Annotated in this window: 13 protein-coding genes; 4 read left to right on the top strand and 9 right to left on the bottom strand. The window is 64.3% G+C overall.

The annotated features are described in order from the left end of the window. The first annotated feature begins 77 nt into the window (after positions 1–77). Entirely contained in the window at positions 78–4,043 is a 3,966-nt protein-coding gene (gene hrpA, locus AC5RV1_RS14400) for an ATP-dependent RNA helicase HrpA (RefSeq protein ID WP_493995015.1), read from the top strand. A gap of 51 nt (positions 4,044–4,094) precedes the next feature. Here hrpA and AC5RV1_RS14395 read toward each other — a convergent pair whose 3' ends face one another. Genes AC5RV1_RS14395 through AC5RV1_RS14385 form a run of 3 tightly spaced genes read right to left on the bottom strand, consistent with a single transcriptional unit; the run spans position 4,095 to position 6,619 of the window. Further along, positions 4,095–4,520, bottom strand: coding sequence for an HIT family protein (locus AC5RV1_RS14395; RefSeq protein ID WP_493946564.1), 426 nt, complete (start codon positions 4,518–4,520; stop codon positions 4,095–4,097). Then, positions 4,517–5,695, bottom strand: coding sequence for an NAD(P)-dependent alcohol dehydrogenase (locus tag AC5RV1_RS14390; RefSeq protein WP_493995014.1), 1,179 nt, complete (start codon positions 5,693–5,695; stop codon positions 4,517–4,519). The genes AC5RV1_RS14395 and AC5RV1_RS14390 overlap by 4 nt, the downstream gene beginning before the upstream one ends. A 9-nt stretch (positions 5,696–5,704) precedes the next feature. After that, a complete protein-coding gene (locus AC5RV1_RS14385) occupies positions 5,705–6,619 on the bottom strand; it encodes a sulfurtransferase (RefSeq protein WP_493995013.1) in 915 nt (304 codons plus the stop codon). Between the two features lie 73 nt (positions 6,620–6,692). On the opposite strand from AC5RV1_RS14385, the gene AC5RV1_RS14380 reads away from it, so the two are divergent. Continuing rightward, on the top strand, positions 6,693–7,784 hold the full coding sequence (locus AC5RV1_RS14380) for a PLP-dependent cysteine synthase family protein (RefSeq protein ID WP_493946567.1): 1,092 nt from the start codon (positions 6,693–6,695) through the stop codon (positions 7,782–7,784). Here AC5RV1_RS14380 and AC5RV1_RS14375 read toward each other — a convergent pair. Continuing rightward, complete coding sequence (locus AC5RV1_RS14375) at positions 7,781–8,437, bottom strand: MBL fold metallo-hydrolase (RefSeq protein ID WP_493995012.1); 657 nt, start codon at positions 8,435–8,437, stop codon at positions 7,781–7,783. The genes AC5RV1_RS14380 and AC5RV1_RS14375 overlap by 4 nt on opposite strands. A gap of 95 nt (positions 8,438–8,532) precedes the next feature. Here AC5RV1_RS14375 and AC5RV1_RS14370 point away from each other — a divergent pair, with 95 nt between their 5' ends. Then, entirely contained in the window at positions 8,533–9,051 is a 519-nt protein-coding gene (locus AC5RV1_RS14370; RefSeq protein ID WP_493947174.1) for a Fur family transcriptional regulator, read from the top strand. A 70-nt stretch (positions 9,052–9,121) separates the two neighbouring features. On the opposite strand, the gene AC5RV1_RS14365 is transcribed toward AC5RV1_RS14370, so the two are convergent. From AC5RV1_RS14365 to AC5RV1_RS14345, 5 genes are all read right to left on the bottom strand, one after another. Beyond that, a complete protein-coding gene (locus tag AC5RV1_RS14365) occupies positions 9,122–9,997 on the bottom strand; it encodes a metal ABC transporter permease (protein ID WP_493995011.1) in 876 nt (291 codons plus the stop codon). After that, positions 9,997–10,812, bottom strand: coding sequence for a metal ABC transporter ATP-binding protein (locus tag AC5RV1_RS14360; RefSeq protein ID WP_493995010.1), 816 nt, complete (start codon positions 10,810–10,812; stop codon positions 9,997–9,999). Before AC5RV1_RS14360 ends, AC5RV1_RS14365 begins: the two co-directional genes overlap by 1 nt. After that, entirely contained in the window at positions 10,809–11,795 is a 987-nt protein-coding gene (locus tag AC5RV1_RS14355; protein ID WP_493995009.1) for a metal ABC transporter solute-binding protein, Zn/Mn family, read from the bottom strand. Before AC5RV1_RS14355 ends, AC5RV1_RS14360 begins: the two co-directional genes overlap by 4 nt. Positions 11,796–11,915: 120 nt before the next feature. Next, positions 11,916–12,986 (bottom strand): hemolysin family protein, encoded by a 1,071-nt coding sequence (locus AC5RV1_RS14350; protein WP_493995008.1) that lies wholly within the window; start codon positions 12,984–12,986, stop codon positions 11,916–11,918. Continuing rightward, positions 12,983–14,320 (bottom strand): hemolysin family protein, encoded by a 1,338-nt coding sequence (locus tag AC5RV1_RS14345; RefSeq protein ID WP_493946573.1) that lies wholly within the window; start codon positions 14,318–14,320, stop codon positions 12,983–12,985. Before AC5RV1_RS14345 ends, AC5RV1_RS14350 begins: the two co-directional genes overlap by 4 nt. A gap of 538 nt (positions 14,321–14,858) precedes the next feature. Between AC5RV1_RS14345 and AC5RV1_RS14340 the strand changes: the two genes are divergently transcribed. Beyond that, the gene (locus AC5RV1_RS14340; protein WP_493995007.1) at positions 14,859–18,674 is read left to right on the top strand and encodes a multifunctional oxoglutarate decarboxylase/oxoglutarate dehydrogenase thiamine pyrophosphate-binding subunit/dihydrolipoyllysine-residue succinyltransferase subunit; all 3,816 of its coding nucleotides are present in this window, start codon (positions 14,859–14,861) and stop codon (positions 18,672–18,674) included. The last annotated feature ends 128 nt before the right edge of the window (positions 18,675–18,802 follow it).

The following is an 18,802-nucleotide window of genomic DNA, read 5'->3' as shown; positions in this document are numbered from 1 at the left end:
ATCACCCAAACAACAGGTAGGGCTGCAACCAGTCGAAAGCGGGAAGCCCGGGCTCCCGCAGTAGACTGTCAGCAGCCATGACACTTCACATTTCGTATCCTGCCGAGCTCCCAGTCTCCGAGCGCCGCGAAGACCTGATGGCCGCCATCGCAGCTAACCAGGTCACCATCATCGCCGGCGAGACCGGCTCCGGTAAGACCACCCAGATTCCCAAGATGTGCCTTGAGCTTGGCCTGGGTGAAAACGGCCTGATCGGCCACACCCAACCGCGCCGGCTTGCAGCCCGCACTGTTGCGGAGCGCATCGCCGAGGAACTGGGCGTGGACATCGGCCAGGAGGTCGGCTTCCAGGTCCGCTTCACCGGCGAAGTCAGCCGGAACACCAAGGTCAAACTGATGACCGATGGCATCCTGCTGGCGGAAATCCAGCGCGACAAGCTGCTGCGCAAGTACAACGCAATCATTATCGATGAGGCCCATGAGCGCAGCCTCAACATCGACTTCATCCTTGGCTACCTCAAGCGGATCCTGCCGCAGCGGCCAGACCTGAAGGTGATTATCACCTCCGCCACCATCGATCCGGAACGGTTCGCCAACCATTTCGGCACTCCGGACGTCCCCGCCCCCATCATCGAGGTCTCCGGGCGGACGTACCCGGTGGAAATCCGGTACCGGCCGCTGTCGCAGCCACTTGCCGGAACAGATGAAGAGAACGCGTCCGACGACGAGCTCGAGGAAGACCGCGACCCGCTCGACGCCGTTTGTGACGCGGTGGATGAACTGGCTGCGGAAGCACCTGGCGACATCCTCGTATTCTTTTCCGGCGAGCGCGAAATCCGCGATGCCGCTGATGCCCTCCAGTCCCGGATCCAGTCCAATAGAAGGCTGGCCGGTACCGAAATCCTCCCCCTGTTCGCTCGTCTCAGCCTGCAGGAACAGCACAAGGTTTTTCATCCGGGCAACAAACGCCGGATCGTGCTCGCCACCAACGTGGCAGAGACATCGCTGACAGTGCCGGGCATCAAATACGTGATCGACACGGGCACAGCGCGCATCTCCCGGTACTCACACCGCACCAAGGTCCAGCGGCTCCCCATCGAGCGCGTCTCGCAGGCATCGGCCAACCAGCGTTCCGGCCGGTGTGGCCGCGTGTCTGACGGCATCGCCATCCGCCTCTACTCGGAGGAGGACTTCGAGTCCCGGCCCCGCTTCACCGATCCCGAAATCCTGCGCACGAACCTGGCCGCCGTCATCCTCCAGATGACAGCAATGGGAGTGGCACGTGGACCGAAGGACGTCGAAAACTTCCCCTTCGTTGAACCCCCCGAAACGAGGGCAATCAACGACGGCGTCACGCTGCTCCGTGAGCTTGGCGCCTTGGCTGCCGCGCAGCCCCAGAACGGCACGGGCGGTGCGAAAAGCGGCGGCGGGCTCACCGCCGTCGGGCAAAAGCTCGCCCAGCTCCCGGTGGATCCCCGGCTGGGCCGGATGATTGTGGAAGCGGGCAAACGCGGTTGTGTCCGTGAAGTCATGATCCTGGCAGCAGCCCTCACCATCCAGGACCCCCGTGAGCGCCCTACGGACAAGCAGCAACTCGCGGCGGAAAAGCACAACCGGTTCAAGGACGAGAACTCGGACTTCACCGGTTTCCTGAACCTCTGGAACTACATCCAGGAGAAGCAGCAGGAACTGTCGTCGTCAGCCTTCCGCCGCCTGTGCCGGGCCGAATTCATCAACTACCTCCGGGTGCGCGAGTGGCAGGATCTGTTTGCCCAGCTGCGCCAGCTTGCCCGGCCCCTGGGCATTAGCCTGGACAATAAGCGCCTGGCCGATCCGGTAGGCAACCATGACGGCATCCACATCAGTCTCCTGTCCGGGCTCTTGAGCCACATCGGCATCCTGGATGAGCGCAAGCGTGAGTACGCCGGGGCCAGGGGCAGCCGCTTCGCAATCTTCCCCGGTTCCGCATTGTTCAAGAAGTCGCCCACCTTCGTGATGGCGGCGGAGCTGGTGGAAACGAGCCGGCTCTGGGCCAGGGTTGCAGCGAAATTTGATCCCGCCTGGGCAGAGCAGGTGGCCCCGGACCTCGTCAAGCGCAGCTACAGCGAACCCCACTGGTCCACGCGCCAGGGCTCGGTCATGGCCTACGAAAAGGTCACTCTGTACGGCGTGCCCATCATCGCCCAGCGCAGGATTAACTACGGCAGGGTGGACCCGGTGGTCGCCCGGGAACTTTTCATCAGGCATGCCCTGGTGGAGGGCGACTGGAAAACCCACCACAAGTTCTTCCACCGGAACCGTGCCCTCCTACAGGAGGTTGAGGAACTCGAAGCCAGGATGCGGCGCCGGGACCTCATGGTGGACGACGAGACGCTGTTTGAGTTCTACGATGCCCGGGTGGGGACGAACGTCGTCTCCGAACGCCACTTTGATAAATGGTGGAAGGACGCCCGGCACCAGAACCCGGACCTCCTGGACTATGACAAGTCGCTCCTCCTCAACAATGACGCCGACGAGCTCGACGAATCCGCCTACCCGAAGACCTGGCTGCACAAGGGCTTTGAACTCCCGCTGACCTACGAGTTCCACCCGGTCGCCCCCGGCTCGCCGCCCAACCCGAACGACGGCGTCACTGCCGAGGTACCGGTCCTTTTCCTGAATCAGCTGGACGACAAGGCCTTCCGCTGGCTGATCCCCGGCCAGCGCGTGGAACTGGTGACGGCGCTGATCAAGTCCCTGCCGAAGCAGATCCGCAAGAACTTTGTTCCTGCCCCGGACGTAGCCCGCCAGGCAGTGGCGGTGCTGGAGTCCGATTTCGACCCCGCCTCCGATGAACTTGAACCGTCCCTTGAACTTGCGCTCCGCCGTATCCGCGGAAGCATCATCCCGCCCGGTTCGTGGAACTGGGACGCGGTGCCCCCGCACCTTCGCGTGACCTTCAAGGTAGTGGACAGCAAGGGCAAGGTCTTGGACGAGGGCAAGGACCTCGCGGCCCTGCAGGAACAGCTGGCCCCCGCCACCCGGCGGGCCATTGCCGAATCTCTCGGTGCCACGCCTGCCTCTACCGCTCCGCGCAGCAAGGCAGCGCGTACGGGCGGCGCGTCCGACGACGGCGGGAATCCCCGGGTGCAGGCGCCCGCCTCCGTCCCGGCTGGCTCCGGCTCCGCCGGCTTCCGGGAACAGGAAGGCCTGACCGAGTGGAGCTTTGGCACCATCCAACGCCAGGTCAGCAGCATGGTTAAAGGCCACACTGTCACCGGCTATCCGGCGTTGGTTGACCAGGGCAAGTCGGTGGCACTCCGGGTTTTCCAGACCCCGGAGGAGCAGCAGGACGCCATGCGTGGCGGTGTGATCAGGCTGCTGGCGCTGCGCGTTCCCGCTCCCGACCGGTACGTGCTGGAGCATCTGAGCAACACCGAGAAGCTGACATTCAGCCAGAACCCGCACGGCTCGGTCGCAGCCCTGATTGCCGACTGCGCGCTGGCAGCCATCGACAAACTCACCCCGGCCGAATTGCCGTGGGACCGGCAGTCCTTCGACGTGCTCTATGAAGTGGTCCGGGCCGAGCTGATCGATACCGTGTTCAGCGTGACCGCCGTGGTGGAGCGCATCCTTGCCAGTACCCGGCGGATTGAAAAGCAGCTCAAGGGCACTACCAGCCTCGCGCTCATCAGCGCGCTCAATGACGTCAAGAGCCAACTGGAGCACTTGGTGTACCCGGGGTTTGTGGCACGCACCGGCTATGCCCAGCTCAGCCAGCTCCCCAGGTACCTTGCCGCCATTGAAAAGCGGCTCGAGCGCCTCCCGGGCAACGTCCAGCGCGATGCCCTCAGCATGGCGGTAGTGCAGCGGCTCGAGGACGACTACGACGACGCCGCTTCCGCCCTGCTGCCGGGACGGCGGGCCGGGGGCGAACTGGCCCAGGTCCGCTGGATGATCGAAGAGCTCCGGGTGAGCCTCTTCGCCGTCGAACTCGGGACGGCCTATTCGGTATCCGAAAAGCGGATCCGTGCCGTGCTCAACAAGGCGCTGGCCCCGGCCTAGGCAGTATGCCTGGGCCGGGAACAGAAGGCCGGGAACGGCCAGCCGGAACCGTCAGGCCGGGACGAACGCGCCGTATCCGGCGGCCCGGAGGCCTTCCCGGAGTTTCTCGGCGTTGGCATCCAGGACCTTCGGATCCGGATTCTGGTCTGCAGAGGCGAAGTTGAAGTCAGCCATGCTCCTCGAAGGCCACACGTGCACATGGAGGTGGTTGATCTCGTAACCTGCCACGATCAGCCCCGCCCGCGCCGCGCCGAAGGTCTCCACCTGGACGGCTCCAATCCGCCGGGCCACTTCCATGACCCTCGCCAGGGTCTCCGGGGAAGCATCGGTCCAGCGGTCCACTTCCTCCGTGGGAACCACCAGGGTGTGTCCGTCGGCCAGCGGTCCCGTGGTGAGGAACGCGGCCACGTCGTCTTCCCGCCAGACAAAGCGGCCGGGAATTTCGCCGTTCAGGATCCTGGTGAAAAGGGTGCTCATGCGTCTGCCTCCTTGGCGGGTGCCTGCAGGGTACTGGTGTCCAGCACAAACCGGTATTTCACGTCTCCGGCCACCATCCGGTCGTAGGCGTCGTTCAGCTGTTCAGCCCGGACCAGTTCAATGTCGGCAACAACGCCGTGCTCCGCGCAGAAATCCAGCATCTCCTGTGTTTCGGCAATGCCTCCGATCAAGGAGCCTGTGTATGCTATCCGGCGCCGAATCAGCGCCCGCGGGTTGACCGGCGGCATCGGTTCGGACGGAAGGCCGAGCTGGAAGAGCGCACCGTTCACGCGCAGGGTGCGGAACAGCGGGTTCAGGTCGTGCGGGGCTGCGACAGTGTCGATGATCAGGTCGATGGTGCGGTTGGCGGCGTCCATCGCTGCGTCATCGCGGGACAGGACTACCTCGTCGGCGCCCAGTTCCAGAGCTGCCGGAACCTTGGACTCGGACGTGGTGAACACCACCACCTTTGCTCCCATGGCTTTGGCGAGCTTGACGGCCATGTGGCCGAGTCCGCCCAGCCCCACCACACCCACCACATCGCCTTCTTCGACGTCGAAATGCCGCAGGGGCGAAAACGTCGTGACCCCTGCGCACAGCAACGGTGCGACGGCGGCGGGGTCCAGGGATCCGGGCACCCGAAGGACGTAGCGGCGGTCCACCACCACCGAGGAGGAATAGCCGCCCTGCGTCAGGGAACCGCCCTTCCGCCGGTCCAATGCACCGTACGTGGCGGTCATCCCGTTCTCGCAGTACTGTTCCAGCCCGTCCAGGCAGCTGTCGCACTCGCGGCAGGAATCCACCATGCAGCCCACGCCCACGCGGTCCCCGGGCGCGAAGTCGGTGACGGTTGACCCGACCCGGCTGACAGTACCCACGATTTCGTGGCCGGGCACGAGCGGCCAGCTCTGGCCACCCCACTCGCCGCGCACCGCGTGGACATCGGAATGGCACAACCCGCAAAACTCAATGGCGATTTCGACGTCGTCCGCCCCGGGAGCGCGCCGGGCAAGGGTCAGCGGCACCAGCCCGCTGTCCGGAGACGTCGCGCCGTAAGCGGCGGCCAGGACGCCGTCGTCAGAGGCAATGACGCCAGAGCCAGCTGGTGCAGGAGCGGCAGGTTTGGGGGTGACAGGATTGGCGAGGGGTGGCGGCACGGGACGTCCAGGAGTCATAGTGCGACGCTACCCTTCAGCCTCGCCATGTTTCCACTCAACCGGCCCGCCGGCGCCTTCGGGTTCCGGTCCCGTCACCACAGGCAGGTTGGCATTGCTGGACCACTCCGAAAAGGATCCGGGATAGAGGGCAGCATGGAATCCGGCGAGTTCGAGGGCTGCCACCTGATGGGCTGCCGTGACCCCGGACCCGCAGTAGACACCCACCCGGCTGTCATCGGTTATGCCCAGCGATTCGAAGCGCCGGCGCAACTCGGCGGGAGGCAGGAACCGGCCGGCGCCGTCCACGTTCCCGGTGGTCGGAGCGCTGACAGCACCGGGGATATGGCCTGCGCGGGGGTCAACGGGCTCAATCTCGCCGCGGTAGCGTTCTCCGGCCCTCGCGTCGAGAAGGATTCTCTCCGAAGCGGGACCAGGCGCAAGGAGCCCGGCCTCCAGCCAGCCGGTCACGTCGGCTGCGACCAGCACGGGCATCTGTCCGTCTGCCAGGGTGACGTCACCGGGACTGGCCCTGACCTCGCCCTGTTCGATGGGCAAGTTTGCCGCACGCCACGCTGCCAAGCCGCCGTCGAGCAGGTAAACCTCCCGAACGCCGGCGTTCCGCAGCATCCACCACGCCCGTGCGGCCGCCATGTTGGCGCTGTCATCGTAGGCCACCACAACATCGCCCCTGGTGATGCCCCAGCGCCTCGCCGCATCCTGTAAGGCGCCCGGAGATGGCAGCGGGTGCCTGCCCCGCTCGGGAGCTGCAGGGTCTGCAAGCTCGCCGGCCAGGTCAACAAAGACGGCGCCCGGCAAGTGCCCCTGCAGGTAGTGGTCGTGGCCGTGCGGGTCCCCCAGCGCCCAGCGCACATCCAGCAGCACCGTACGCCGGCCGGCAGCCAGGCGCTTTTCCAGCGCCGAAACATCCATGAGCGGATTCATCGTGCTCCTTCCGGTGGGCAGCCAACGCTCCCACTCTAACGGCAGCTCCGGCGGCCGCGGGTAGGCTGGTGCGGTGAAGATCGAGCGCACTGCGGGCCGGGACTGGGCCGACGAAGCCATCCGGAAAATCACGGCAGAAAACAACCGCTCCGCCGATACCCACCTCTACTCGGTGCCCCTCCCGGAGCACTGGGGTGTACAGCTCTATTTGAAGGATGAGTCCACACACCGTACCGGCTCCCTTAAACACCGGCTTGCGCGCTCCCTGTTCCTGTTCGGGCTGGTCAACGGCTGGATCAGGGAGGACACCACCATTGTTGAGGCCTCCAGCGGCAGCACCGCGGTCTCCGAAGCCTATTTTGCCCAGCTCCTGGGGCTGCCGTTCATCGCCGTCATGGCACGCACTACCAGCGCCGAAAAAATTGCCCTGATTGAGCAGTTCGGCGGTGCCTGCCTCCTGGTGGACCATGCCTCCGAGGTTTATGCGACGGCGGAGGAAGTCGCCGCCACCTGCGGCGGGCACTACATGGACCAGTTCACCTACGCCGAGCGGGCAACGGACTGGCGCGGAAACAACAACATTGCGGAGTCCATCTTCGGCCAGCTCGAACTGGAGGAACATCCCATTCCGGACTGGATTGTGGTGGGCGCAGGGACGGGCGGCACCAGCGCAACGATTGGGAGGTACCTCCGTTACCACAGCCATCCCACGCGGCTTCTGGTGGTGGACCCGGAGAACTCAGCCTTCTACCCGGGCTGGCGCGGTAACACCTCCGGCCCGGCCACCGGGCTGCCATCCCGGATCGAGGGCATCGGCCGGCCAAGGATGGAACCCAGCTTCGTGCCATCGGTCATCGACCACATGATCCAGGTTCCGGACGCTGCGTCGATCGCCGCCATGCGTCACCTGCACACGCTCGCCGGACTCCACGCCGGCCCCTCAACCGGCACGAACCTCTGGGGCGTCTGGCAGCTCATTGCCGGAATGATCGCGGAGGGCCGGAAGGGCAGCATCGTCTCGCTGATGTGCGACGGCGGCGAACGCTACGCAGGCAACTACTACCACCCGGATTGGTTGGCTTCGCACGGCTTGGACCCTGCGCCGTATGAAGCGGTGATCCGGCGGTTTTTCGACACCGGAAGCTGGGACGGCGCCGGGCTTTAGACCTCCACGGACTCCCGTACCGCCAAGTGCTGATACTCCGTGCCGTACTTGGCTCCGAGCCTCTTGACGTGGCCCTCCACAATTTTCAGGCCAGCGTCATTAAGCAGTCCGTCATGGATCTGGAAGGCGCGGGGTGCGCGGACGCCGATCACGAAGTCCACCACCTCGGCGGCCTTGCTCCATGGCGCATGAAGGGGAACGAGGAGTGTTTGCACGCTGATGCCGTATGGAATAACAAAGGAATCGCCCGGGTGGTACACGTTGCCGTCCAAAAGGTAGCCGACGTTGGCCACGACGGGGATCTGCGGGTGGATCAAGGCGTGCTGTCCGCCAAAGCTGCGGACCTCGAAGCCCGCCACTTCGAAGGATGACCCGGGATCGACGGTATTAATACGGGCCGCGGCTCCTGGAGCTTCCTTGCGCAAGTTGTCGGCAACGCCCGCAGGGGCAAAAACCGCCAGGTCCGTGCTGCCCTTCAAGGCAGCCACCACTGCGGGAACATCGATATGGTCGCCATGTTCGTGCGTGACCAGCACTGCTTCGGCACCTGCCAGGGCCTCAGCCGATTCCGAAAATGTCCCCGGATCCAGCACGATGATCCGGCCGTCCTTCTCGAGCCGGACACAGGCATGGGTGTATTTGGTCAGCTTCATAGCGCCAGCCTAGGGTCCGGCACGAACCCCTGTCCACGAAGCTCCGGCTGGTAATCTTGGTCTTTGCCACCATCCTGAGGGAAGCGAGTTCATCCATGCCGTTCGGCACCAAGGCTGATTCCACCAAGGCCGCTTCTGCCCCGGCTTCGGGCGGCACCACACGGACGGTTGCCGGTTCTGCAGGAGCGTCCGGTCCTGCAGCAGGCAAGGAACAGCGCGTCACCAAGCAGAGGCTGGCAGTCAGCGCCGCCCTTGATGAGCTTGACGATTTTGTCAGCACGCAGGAGCTCTACCGAATCCTGCAGAACCAGGGCGTATCGGTGTCCCTCGCCACGGCCTACCGGATCCTCCAGTCCCTTGCCGACGAGGGGCTGGTGGACGTGCTGCGCAATGGCGAAGGCGAAGCGGTATACCGCCGCTGTGCCGTCACCGGCCACCACCACCACCTCCTGTGCCGGAACTGCGGCAAGGCCGTCGAGGTGGAAGCGCCGGCCGTGGAAACGTGGGCAGCCCGCACGGCCAGCGAACACGGGTACACGGAGGTCGCGCACACGGTCGAGATCTTCGGATTGTGCCCGGACTGCTCGGCACTCAGGGCCGCCGGCAAGCTTTAGGAGGGCCCGGCGTCGGGAGCCGTCCCTGCTGCTGGCCGCGCGCGCATAAAGGGTAAGTACCCCAGCAGGATCAGTGCGCCTGCAGTACCCTGCCGTTGATGCCCCGGGAGGACCGGACGGATCCGATCACGCGGCATACCACATAGATCAGGAACGACAACGTGGTGACGTAGGGGCTGATGGGGATGCGTCCGCCAAGGGCCAGCAGAATTCCGCCGACGGTCGCCGTCATGGCGAATGCCACGCTGAGCACCACCACAGCCACAGGCGAGGAAGTCACCCGCAGGGCGGCGGCCGCCGGTGTGATCAGGAGTGCGAGCACGAGCAGGGCTCCCACCACCTGGATGGAAAGAGCCACGCTGATTCCCAGCAGGACCATAAAAACGATGGCGAGCGTCCGGACGGGAACGCCCCGGGCCTCGGCCAGTTCCGGATCAACGCTGGCAAAGTTCAGTGGCCGCCAGATGGCCGCGAGGACCACCATCACCACCACCGCGGTTCCGGCCAGGGCCTGAAGCTGCACGGTATCGACTGACACGATCTGCCCAGTGAGCAAACCGAACTTGTTCGCCGCACGGCCCTCATACAGGGAGAGGAACAGGATCCCGAGGCCCAGCCCAAAGGGCATGATCACGCCGATGATCGAGTTCTTGTCCCTGGCCCTGACCCCCATGAGGCCCAGCAGCAGGGCTGCGGCTACAGAACCGATCAGGGAACCAAAAACGATGTCAGCCCCAATCAGCAGGGCAAAGGCGGCGCCGGCGAAGGACAGTTCGGAAATTCCGTGCACGGCGAACGCCAGGTCGCGCTTCATAACGAACGTTCCCACCAGCCCGCCGAGCAGGCCCAGGACGGCTCCTGCCCAAATCGAGTTCTGGACCAGGACCAACAATTCGCCGTAGTTCTCGAAGCTGAAGATCGCACCAATGATACTGTCGGCGTCCATCAGGCCACCTCCCCGGCAAGGGCATGGGCTTCTGCGTGATGATGCGTGGTGGCATCCGGCAGGCCCACCACCACGATGCGCCCGTTGGCGTGGATTACCTCAACGTGGCTGCCGTAAAGGTCGGAGAGGACATCCGTGGTCATAACTTCCTCCGGAGTGCCCACCTTGAAGCGCCCGCCGGCCAGGTAGAGCACCCGGTCCACGTAGTCGATGACGGGGTTGATCTCGTGGGTGACAAACACCACGGCGCTGTTCTGCTCGTGGCATTGTTTGTTGATTAGTGCGCTGACTGCCTGCTGGTGGTGCAGGTCAAGGGAGAGCAGTGGTTCGTCGCAGAGCAGGACCTGGGGGTCGGTGGCGAGTGCCTGGGCAACACGGAGCCGCTGCTGCTCGCCGCCGGAGAGCTGGCCCACCGGAACCTTGGCGTACTCCGATGCCCCCACGAGTTCAAGGAGTTCATCAATCCTGCGGTTCGCCTTGGCGGCGGACAGGCGGAGGCCCCAGCGGTGTCCGTCAACCCCCAGGCCCACCAGGTCGCGGGCACGCATGGGCGTATCGCGGGCGAAAGACTTTTGCTGGGGGATGTAGCCAATCAGGCTGCTGCCGCGCTCAACGGGATGCCCGCCAAGGGTGGCCTTGCCCCGGTGCAGGTCCTGGAGACCCAACAGGACCTTGAGGAAGCTTGTTTTGCCGCTGCCGTTGGGGCCGAGCACGGCAAAAAACTCGCCGGGCCTGATGTCCAGGTCCAGATCCTCCCAGAGCGTCCGCTTTCCGAATGCGAGGGACGCCCCGGTGAGGCTGACCACGGGTTTCAACTATTCTTCTCCAGAACTTTGCTGACGTTGTTCACATTGTCCGTCATCCACTGCAGGTAGGTCTTGCCCTCCGGCAGAGTTTCACTGAAATCGACCACCGGAACGCCTGCCGCTTCGGCCGCCTTCTTCAGCGCCTCAGTTTGTGGACCTCCGGTCTGCCCGTTGTAGGCAAGGAACCGCACTGACTTGGAGGACACCAGGTCCGTTGCGGCTTTGAGGACGGCCGGCGGAACGTCGGAGCCTTCCTCAATCGCAGCAGTGTAGTCATCAGGCGTGGCGTTCTCCAGGCCTGCAGCTTCGAGCAGGTATACGGGCACGGGCTCAGTGACAGCCACCTGGGCGCCGGCAGTTCCAGCCTTCAGCCCTTCGAGTTTTCCGGCCAGTTCCTCCAGCCCGGACTTGAAGGCGGCAGCGTTGGATTCGAAGGTTGCGGCCGAGGCAGGCTCCAGCTCGCCGAGTTTGGCGGCAACGCTATCGGCCAGCTGTCCCATGGCTGCGAAGTTGTACCAGACATGCTCGTTCAACCCGCCGTGATCGTGGGCGTGGTCGTCCCCCGCCGGCGATTCCGCGGGTGTGGCCCCTACAGAGGCCTCTTCCTCGGGGTGCGCCAGGCCGGAGAGTTCGACGGCGTTCAGCACCTTGCCTGCGTCAAGGTTGCTGTCCTCCGCCAAGGTATGGAGAAACTCGTCGTATCCACCGCCATTTTCGATCACGAGGTCCGCCTTGGAAACGGCCAACCGGTCCTGGGCGGTGGCTTCGTAAGAATGCGGGTCCTGGCTCGTCTTGTTGATGATGGCGGTGACGCTGACTTCATCTCCGCCAATTGTTGTGGCGATGTCCCCGTAGACGTTGGTGGATGCCACCACATTAATAGCGGCCCCATCTTCGGACGGCACCTCGGGCTGCGGGCTGCAGGCGGTGAGCATCAGGCCCAGCCCGGCAAGGGCGGCTAAAGACGTTCGGGCAGCGGCGAAACGGCGCACGGAAACCTCAGTTCAGGGGGAACGGAAAGAACCACTCCAGCTTATACCTAAATAGGAATGATTCCTATTTAGGTATAAGCCGGTCCAGGTGCCCAGGACGTCCGCTGGGCACCCGGAATGTCAGGCGCCGTTTGGTTGACCCAACCTGCGGACGCCCGTGGCCTGGGTAGCGTCGCGGATCTCTCCCACGAGCTGCTCGATCACGTCTTCCAGGAACAGGACGCCCTTTGTATTGCCGTCGGGGCCCATGACCCGTGCCAGGTGCGAACCGGTGCGCTGCATCACCGACATCGCCTTTTCAATCTCGTCGTCCAGGGCCAGGTTCGCGAGGGACCTGATCCGGCTCTCGGCGATGGGGTGCTCGTAGGCGGCCTCCGGAATGGACAGGACGTCCTTCACATGGAGGTAGCCGTACAACAGTTCGTCATCGTCAAACATGGGGAAACGTGAGAAGCCGGTGCGGCTCACAGCCTTCTCAAACTCCACCGGGGTGGTGGCTGCCTTCAGCATGACCAGCTTCTCCAGCGGAACCATGATGTCCGCCGCCGTGTACTCTGAAAATTCGAGCGCGCCGGTGATGAGCCCGGCATCGTCGTCCACCAGGCCGTGGCGCGTGGACTCCTGCACGATCGACTGCACCTCTTCGAGGGTGAAGGAGGAGTTCACCTCATCCTTGGGCTCAATGCGGAGCATCTTGAGGATGTGGTTCGCGGACCAGTTAAGAACGGAGATGACGGGATGGACCAGCCGGGCAACAAACATCAGCGGCGGGGCGAGCAAGAGCGCTGCCTTGTCGGCCACGCTCACCGAGATGTTCTTCGGCACCATCTCGCCGAAGGTTACGTGCAGGAACGTCACCAGCATCAGCGCCACGGCGAAGGCAGCCACATCGGCAACTTCCATCGGCAGGCCCAACATCTCCAGTGGCACAGCCAGCAGATGGTGGATGGCCGGTTCTGCCACCAGCAGGATCAGGAGGGAACAAACCGTGATGCCCAGCTGGGCGCACGCGAGCATCAGCGAAACATTCTCCATGGCCCGGAGCGTGGTTTGCGCCGGCTTGGAGCCGGCCTCGGCCAGCGGTTCGATCTGGCTGCGCCGCGCTGACATCACCGCAAACTCGGCGGCAACAAAAAACGCGTTGCCGAACAGGAGCACAACCAGCCACAGTATTCCGGCCCAGTCGCTCATCGTTCAGTCCCGTCGTCGTTGTTCCCGGACTCAGGTTCGGGTGCAGCCGGCCGGAAACAGATCCGGTCGATCCGCCGGCCGTCCATCCTGGTGACACTCAGGGTTCCGCCGCCAACGGGGACGGTGTCGCCCACCACGGCGATCCGGCCCAGCTTGCTCATCACGTAGCCGCCCACTGTTTCGTAGGCCGCCTCATCGGGAACGGTCAGGCCGGAAATCTGTTCGGACAGTTCATCCGGGCGGAGCAGTCCGGGGAAGTACCAGTCGCCCGACGCGCTCTGCAGCAGCCCGGGACGTACCTTGTCATGTTCGTCAGACACTTCGCCCACAATTTCCTCCACGAGGTCCTCGAGGGTGGCGATGCCGGCGGTTCCGCCATATTCGTCCAGGACAACCGCGAGCTGCAGGTTGCCCTCACGGAGTTCCGCCAGCAGGGCGTCAAGGTGGATGGTCTCCGGAACCCGCAGAACGTCAGTCATGATGGCCCCGGCTTCCAGGTTTTGCCGGCGGTCCCAGGGAACGGCCACCGCCTTCTTGACGTGGACCAGCCCCCTGATGTCGTCCGCCGACTCACCGATGATCGGGAAACGTGAGTATCCGGTACGGCGTGCGGCAGCAACGATGTCAGAGACCGGCTGGTCCGCCTCGATGGTTTCCACCCGGATGCGCGGCGTCATAACGTCGGCAGCCGTCCGCGTCGAAAAGTTCAAGGTGCGTGCCACGAAGTTGGCCGTGCCGGCGTCGAGCGTTCCCATCTCCGCCGATCGCCGCACCAGCGACGAGAGTTCGGCAGGTGTCCTGGCGCCGGAAATCTCTTCCTTCGCCTCGAGCCCGAAAACATTCAGGACCTTGTTGGAAAAGCCGTTAAGCACCACGATGGCGGGTTTGAACACGGCGGTGAACATCAGCTGTGGCCGTGCCAGCGCGCGGCCCACGGGGAAGGAAAGGGCGATGGCCATGTTCTTGGGAACCAGTTCGCCAAGGAGCATCGACAGCAGCGTGGCGATCACCATCGCCAGGACCAGCGAGATGGAGGCCACGGCTACGTCGGGAAGTCCGACGGCGGCCAGCGGGCCTTCCAGAAGCCGGCCCACTGACGGCTCCATCACGTAACCGGTCAGCAAGGTGGTCAACGTGATGCCGAGCTGGCAGCTGGAGAGCTGGGTTGAGAGGGACTTCAGGCACGCAAGCAATGGAACGGCGCCGGCGTCGCCGTCGTCGATGGCCCTTTGGACGGTGGCCTGGTCAAGGGCAATAAGTGAAAACTCGACGGCGACAAAAAAGCCCGTGCCGGCGATCAGCAGCAAACCTGCTGCCAGGAGAAGCCATTCCATTCAGCATCCCGCCCGGGCAGCAGTGGCTGCAAGGCAGGGCGTTGAAGGCGGGAAGCAGTGCCTGGAACATCGGTCCGGCGGAGGATGGTCGGCCGACGCCGACGCAGTTTCCTTTGCAGCTGCTGCCGGCTGTGCCAGCGAATGGTGATGGGCGCGTGTTCGGGGTTTGCCGGCTCTGCGGGTGGACTGGGCGGCGCTGTTTACGCTCCGCTGACAGCCCCCAGGCCGGCACCTAGATTTACTGTCCATAAGAATTTCAGTCTACAGGAGCCGGACTGCCCCGCCGCGACTCCCGCCACGGGCTCCCGGACGGACCCGCACACGCTGCAAAACCCTCATTTCCCTTCGCTCCAGGCCGCCATATTTCGGCCTTTTCACGTCACTTCATGATTTGGGTCACCCTTATTGGCAGTTACCACAGGATGCTTACTAGACTGGCAATGGTCTGGGTTCAGAGGACGCAGAGACCGGTTAAAACGTAGTGCTGAAGCACCGTGGGCCGGAGAGAAATCAAACTCATGGAAGAGGCGTATTTCAAGTGCCAGAGCAGCCTAGCCACCGTCTACCAGAGGAATTTGGCGGAAACGAGTGGCTCGTTGACGAACTGTACGAGCAGTACCAAAAGGACAAGAACGCTGTCGACGCCAAGTGGTGGCCGCTGTTTGAATCCTTCGGCTCGGCCGGCAGTTCTTCTTCCAACGGAAATTCGGGGCATGCCGCTGCCCACCCTGCAACGAGGGAAATGCCGGTCGTGAATGCAGCTCCTGCGGCACCGGCAGCGCAGCCGGCAGCAGCTCCTCCCGCCCCGTCGGCACAGCCTGCCTCTGCGGCACCCGCTGCTCCTGCGCCGGCACGGGTCAAGAAGGCTCCTGCCACCGTGGCCCGCGACGGTTCGAAGAAGACCGAGTCCGGCACGGGCTCGCAGCCCATCCCGGCGCAGCTGCCCAAGAACGTCAAGGCACCCACGGCTCCGGAAGAAGACGTTGTTTCCGTCCTTCGCGGACCGGCAAAGGCCATTGCCACCAACATGGTGACCAGCCTCCAGGTACCCACCGCCACCAGCGTCCGCGCCATCCCCGCCAAGCTGCTGATCGACAACCGCGTTGTCATCAACTCCAACCTCGCACGTGCGCGCGGCGGCAAGGTCTCCTTCACGCACCTCATCGGCTACGCGGTCATCCGCGCGCTCTCCCAGTTCCCTTCCATGAACGTGTACTACGACGAAGTGGACGGCAAGCCCGTCGCCGTCCAGCCGGCACACGTCAATTTCGGCATCGCCATCGACATGCCGAAGCCCGACGGAACCCGCCTGCTGATGGTGCCGAATATCAAGAAGGCCGAGACCCTCAACTTCTCCGAGTTCTGGCACACCTACGAGGACCTCATCAAGCGCGCCCGCAACGGCAAGCTGACCGCTGAGGACCACCAGGGCACCACGGTCTCCCTGACCAACCCGGGCGGCATCGGCACTGTGCACTCCGTGCCGCGCCTTTCCAAGGGCCAGGCAGCCATCATCGGCGTCGGCGCACTCGACTACCCCGCCGAGTTCCAGGGTGCCAGCGAGAAGATCATCGCCCAGAACGCCATCAGCAAGGTCCTCACGCTGACCTCCACCTACGATCACCGCGTGATCCAGGGCGCCGGCAGCGGCGAGTTCCTGAAGCTGGTCCACCAGCTCCTGCTCGGCGCACAGAACTTCTACGACGAGATCTTCGAGTCCCTGCGCATTCCGTACGAGCCCGTGCGCTGGAGCGCCGACAAGCAGGTGGACCCGGCAGACGAAATCAACAAGGTTGCCCGGATCCAGCAGCTGATCCACTCCTACCGCGTCCGCGGACACCTGATGGCGGACACCGATCCCCTCGAATACGTCCAGCGCAAGCACCCGGACCTTGACGTCCTCACGTACGGCCTGACGCTCTGGGACCTGGACCGCGAATGGCCCACCGGCGGCTTTGGCGGCAAGCCCATGCTCAAGTTCCGCGACATCCTGGGCGTCCTGCGTGACGCCTACTGCCGCACCACGGGCATCGAGTACATGCACATCCAGGAGCCTGCCGAGCGCAAGTGGTTCCAGGACCAGCTGGAGCACCCATACTCAAAGCCCAGCCGTGAAGAGCAGCTGCGCATCGTCTCCAAGCTGAACGCAGCGGAGGCGTTTGAAACCTTCCTGCAGACAAAGTTCGTAGGCCAGAAGCGGTTCTCCCTCGAAGGCGGCGAGTCCCTGATTCCGCTGCTTGACGCCATCATGTCCGACGCTGCCGATGACGGCCTGGACGAAGTAGCCATTGGCATGGCCCACCGCGGCCGCCTGAACGTGCTCACCAACATCGCCGGCAAGACCTACGCACAGGTTTTCCGCGAATTCGAGGGCACCCAGGATCCCCGCTCCGTCCAGGGCTCCGGCGACGTCAAGTACCACCTCGGCACTGAGGGGACCTTCACCTCGGACAACGGCAAGGAGACCAAGGTTTACCTGGCCGCCAACCCGTCCCACCTGGAAGCAGTCGATCCGGTCCTCGAGGGCATCGTCCGCGCCAAGCAGGACCGCCTGGACCAGGGTGAGTCGTTCCCGGTCCTGCCCATCGTTGTCCACGGCGACGCCGCGTTCGCAGGCCAGGGCGTTGTTGCCGAAACACTCAACCTGTCCCAGCTCCGCGGCTACCGCACCGGTGGAACCATCCACATCGTGGTCAACAACCAGGTGGGCTTTACTACTGCCCCCTCATCGTCCCGGTCCTCCACGTACTCCACCGACGTCGCCAAGATGATCCAGGCACCGGTATTCCACGTGAACGGCGACGATCCGGAGGCTGTGGTCCGCATTGGCCAGCTCGCCTACGAGTTCCGCCAGCGGTTCCACAAGGACGTTGTAATCGACATGGTCTGCTACCGCCGGCGCGGGCACAACGAGGGCGACGACCCCTCGATGACCCAGCCGCTGATGTACAACCTGATCGAAGCCAAGCGTTCAGTCCGCAAGCTCTACACCGAATCGCTCATCGGACGTGGTGACATTACCGAGGAAGAAGCCGAGCAGCTGCTCCGCGACTACCAGGAACGGCTGGAGCGGGTCTTCGCCGAGACCCACGCAGCGCAGACTTCCCCGATTCCGATCATCACCGCGGATTCGGCAGCCGTGTCGGACATTGAGCGGCCCATCGCCCAGCAGTCCGACTCCAGCATGAGCTCCCCCGTGTTGACTGCCATCTCCGCGGAAACCCTGGCCCGGATCGGCAAGGCGCACCTGGAGGCTCCGGAGGGCTTCACCATCCACGCGAAGCTGAAGCAGCTGCTGGAGAAGCGCGAACAGATGTCCCGCGAAGGCGGCATCGACTGGGGCTTTGGCGAGATCGCAGCCTTTGGCTCCCTCATCATGGAAGGCGTGCCGGTTCGCCTGGCGGGCCAGGACTCACGCCGCGGCACGTTCGTACAGCGCCACGCCGTCTTCCACGATCGCGCCAACGGCAAGGAATGGCTGCCGCTGGGCAACCTCTCCGATGACCAGGCGAAGCTGTGGATCTACGATTCGCTGCTCTCCGAATACGCGGCCATGGGCTTCGAGTACGGCTACTCGGTGGAACGCCCCGATGCCCTCGTCCTGTGGGAAGCCCAGTTCGGCGACTTCGTCAACGGTGCGCAGACCATCATCGACGAGTTCATCTCCTCCGCCGAGCAGAAGTGGGGCCAGCGCTCCTCGCTGGTGCTGATGCTTCCGCACGGCTACGAGGGCCAGGGCCCGGACCACTCTTCCGCAAGGATTGAGCGGTTCCTGCAGATGTGCGCCGAAGAAAACATGATCGTGGCCAACCCCACGACGGCGGCCTCGCACTTCCACCTGCTGCGCCGCCAGGCGTACAGCCGGCCGCGGAAGCCGTTGATCATCTTCACGCCGAAGCAGCTGCTGCGCCTCAAGGCCGCAGCGTCGTCCGTGGAGGACTTCACCAACGGCGGGTTCCGGCCTGTCATCGGTGAGCATGAGCAGCTGGCCGCAGACGCCGTCGAACGCGTTCTGCTGGTCTCTGGCCGTCTCTACTACGATCTCCTGTCCACCAGGCAGAAGACCGATGACAAGACGACGGCGATTGTCCGGGTGGAGCAGCTTTACCCGCTGCCACACGCGGAGATCGCGGCCGAGCTGGCCAAGTACCCGAATGCCGAGGTTGTCTGGGCGCAGGACGAGCCCGCCAACCAGGGACCGTGGCCGTTCATTGGCCTGAACCTGCCCGATGCCCTGGATCGCAGGATCCGCCTGGTGTCGCGTCCGGCCTCTGCCTCCACGGCTGCGGGCTCCATGAAGCGCCACGCCGCGGAGCAGGATGCCCTGCTGAAGCAGGCATTCGCGCGGAAGTAACCAGTAAGGCTGCCCGGCCGGACGTCGAAATACCAGACTCCGGCCGGGCAGTTCTGTTTAATGGGATGGACAGCGCCGGCCCGATCCCCTTAAGTGGTCCGGGTGGCGACGGGCAGCCAGCACCGAAG

Source organism: Arthrobacter sp. Hb9-2 (genome assembly GCF_059091165.1).
This window is presented reverse-complemented; position numbering and strand designations above follow the sequence as displayed.

Excerpts from the sequence above, each read along its gene's own strand:
- hrpA (WP_493995015.1), top strand. The coding sequence starts at position 78 with ATGACACTTCACATTTCGTATCCTGCCGAGCTCCCAGTCTCCGAGCGC.
- AC5RV1_RS14395 (WP_493946564.1), bottom strand. The coding sequence starts at position 4,520 with ATGAGCACCCTTTTCACCAGGATCCTGAACGGCGAAATTCCCGGCCGC.
- AC5RV1_RS14390 (WP_493995014.1), bottom strand. The coding sequence starts at position 5,695 with ATGACTCCTGGACGTCCCGTGCCGCCACCCCTCGCCAATCCTGTCACC.
- AC5RV1_RS14385 (WP_493995013.1), bottom strand. The coding sequence starts at position 6,619 with ATGAATCCGCTCATGGATGTTTCGGCGCTGGAAAAGCGCCTGGCTGCC.
- AC5RV1_RS14375 (WP_493995012.1), bottom strand. The coding sequence starts at position 8,437 with ATGAAGCTGACCAAATACACCCATGCCTGTGTCCGGCTCGAGAAGGAC.
- AC5RV1_RS14370 (WP_493947174.1), top strand. The coding sequence starts at position 8,533 with ATGCCGTTCGGCACCAAGGCTGATTCCACCAAGGCCGCTTCTGCCCCG.
- AC5RV1_RS14365 (WP_493995011.1), bottom strand. The coding sequence starts at position 9,997 with ATGGACGCCGACAGTATCATTGGTGCGATCTTCAGCTTCGAGAACTAC.
- AC5RV1_RS14350 (WP_493995008.1), bottom strand. The coding sequence starts at position 12,986 with ATGAGCGACTGGGCCGGAATACTGTGGCTGGTTGTGCTCCTGTTCGGC.
- AC5RV1_RS14345 (WP_493946573.1), bottom strand. The coding sequence starts at position 14,320 with ATGGAATGGCTTCTCCTGGCAGCAGGTTTGCTGCTGATCGCCGGCACG.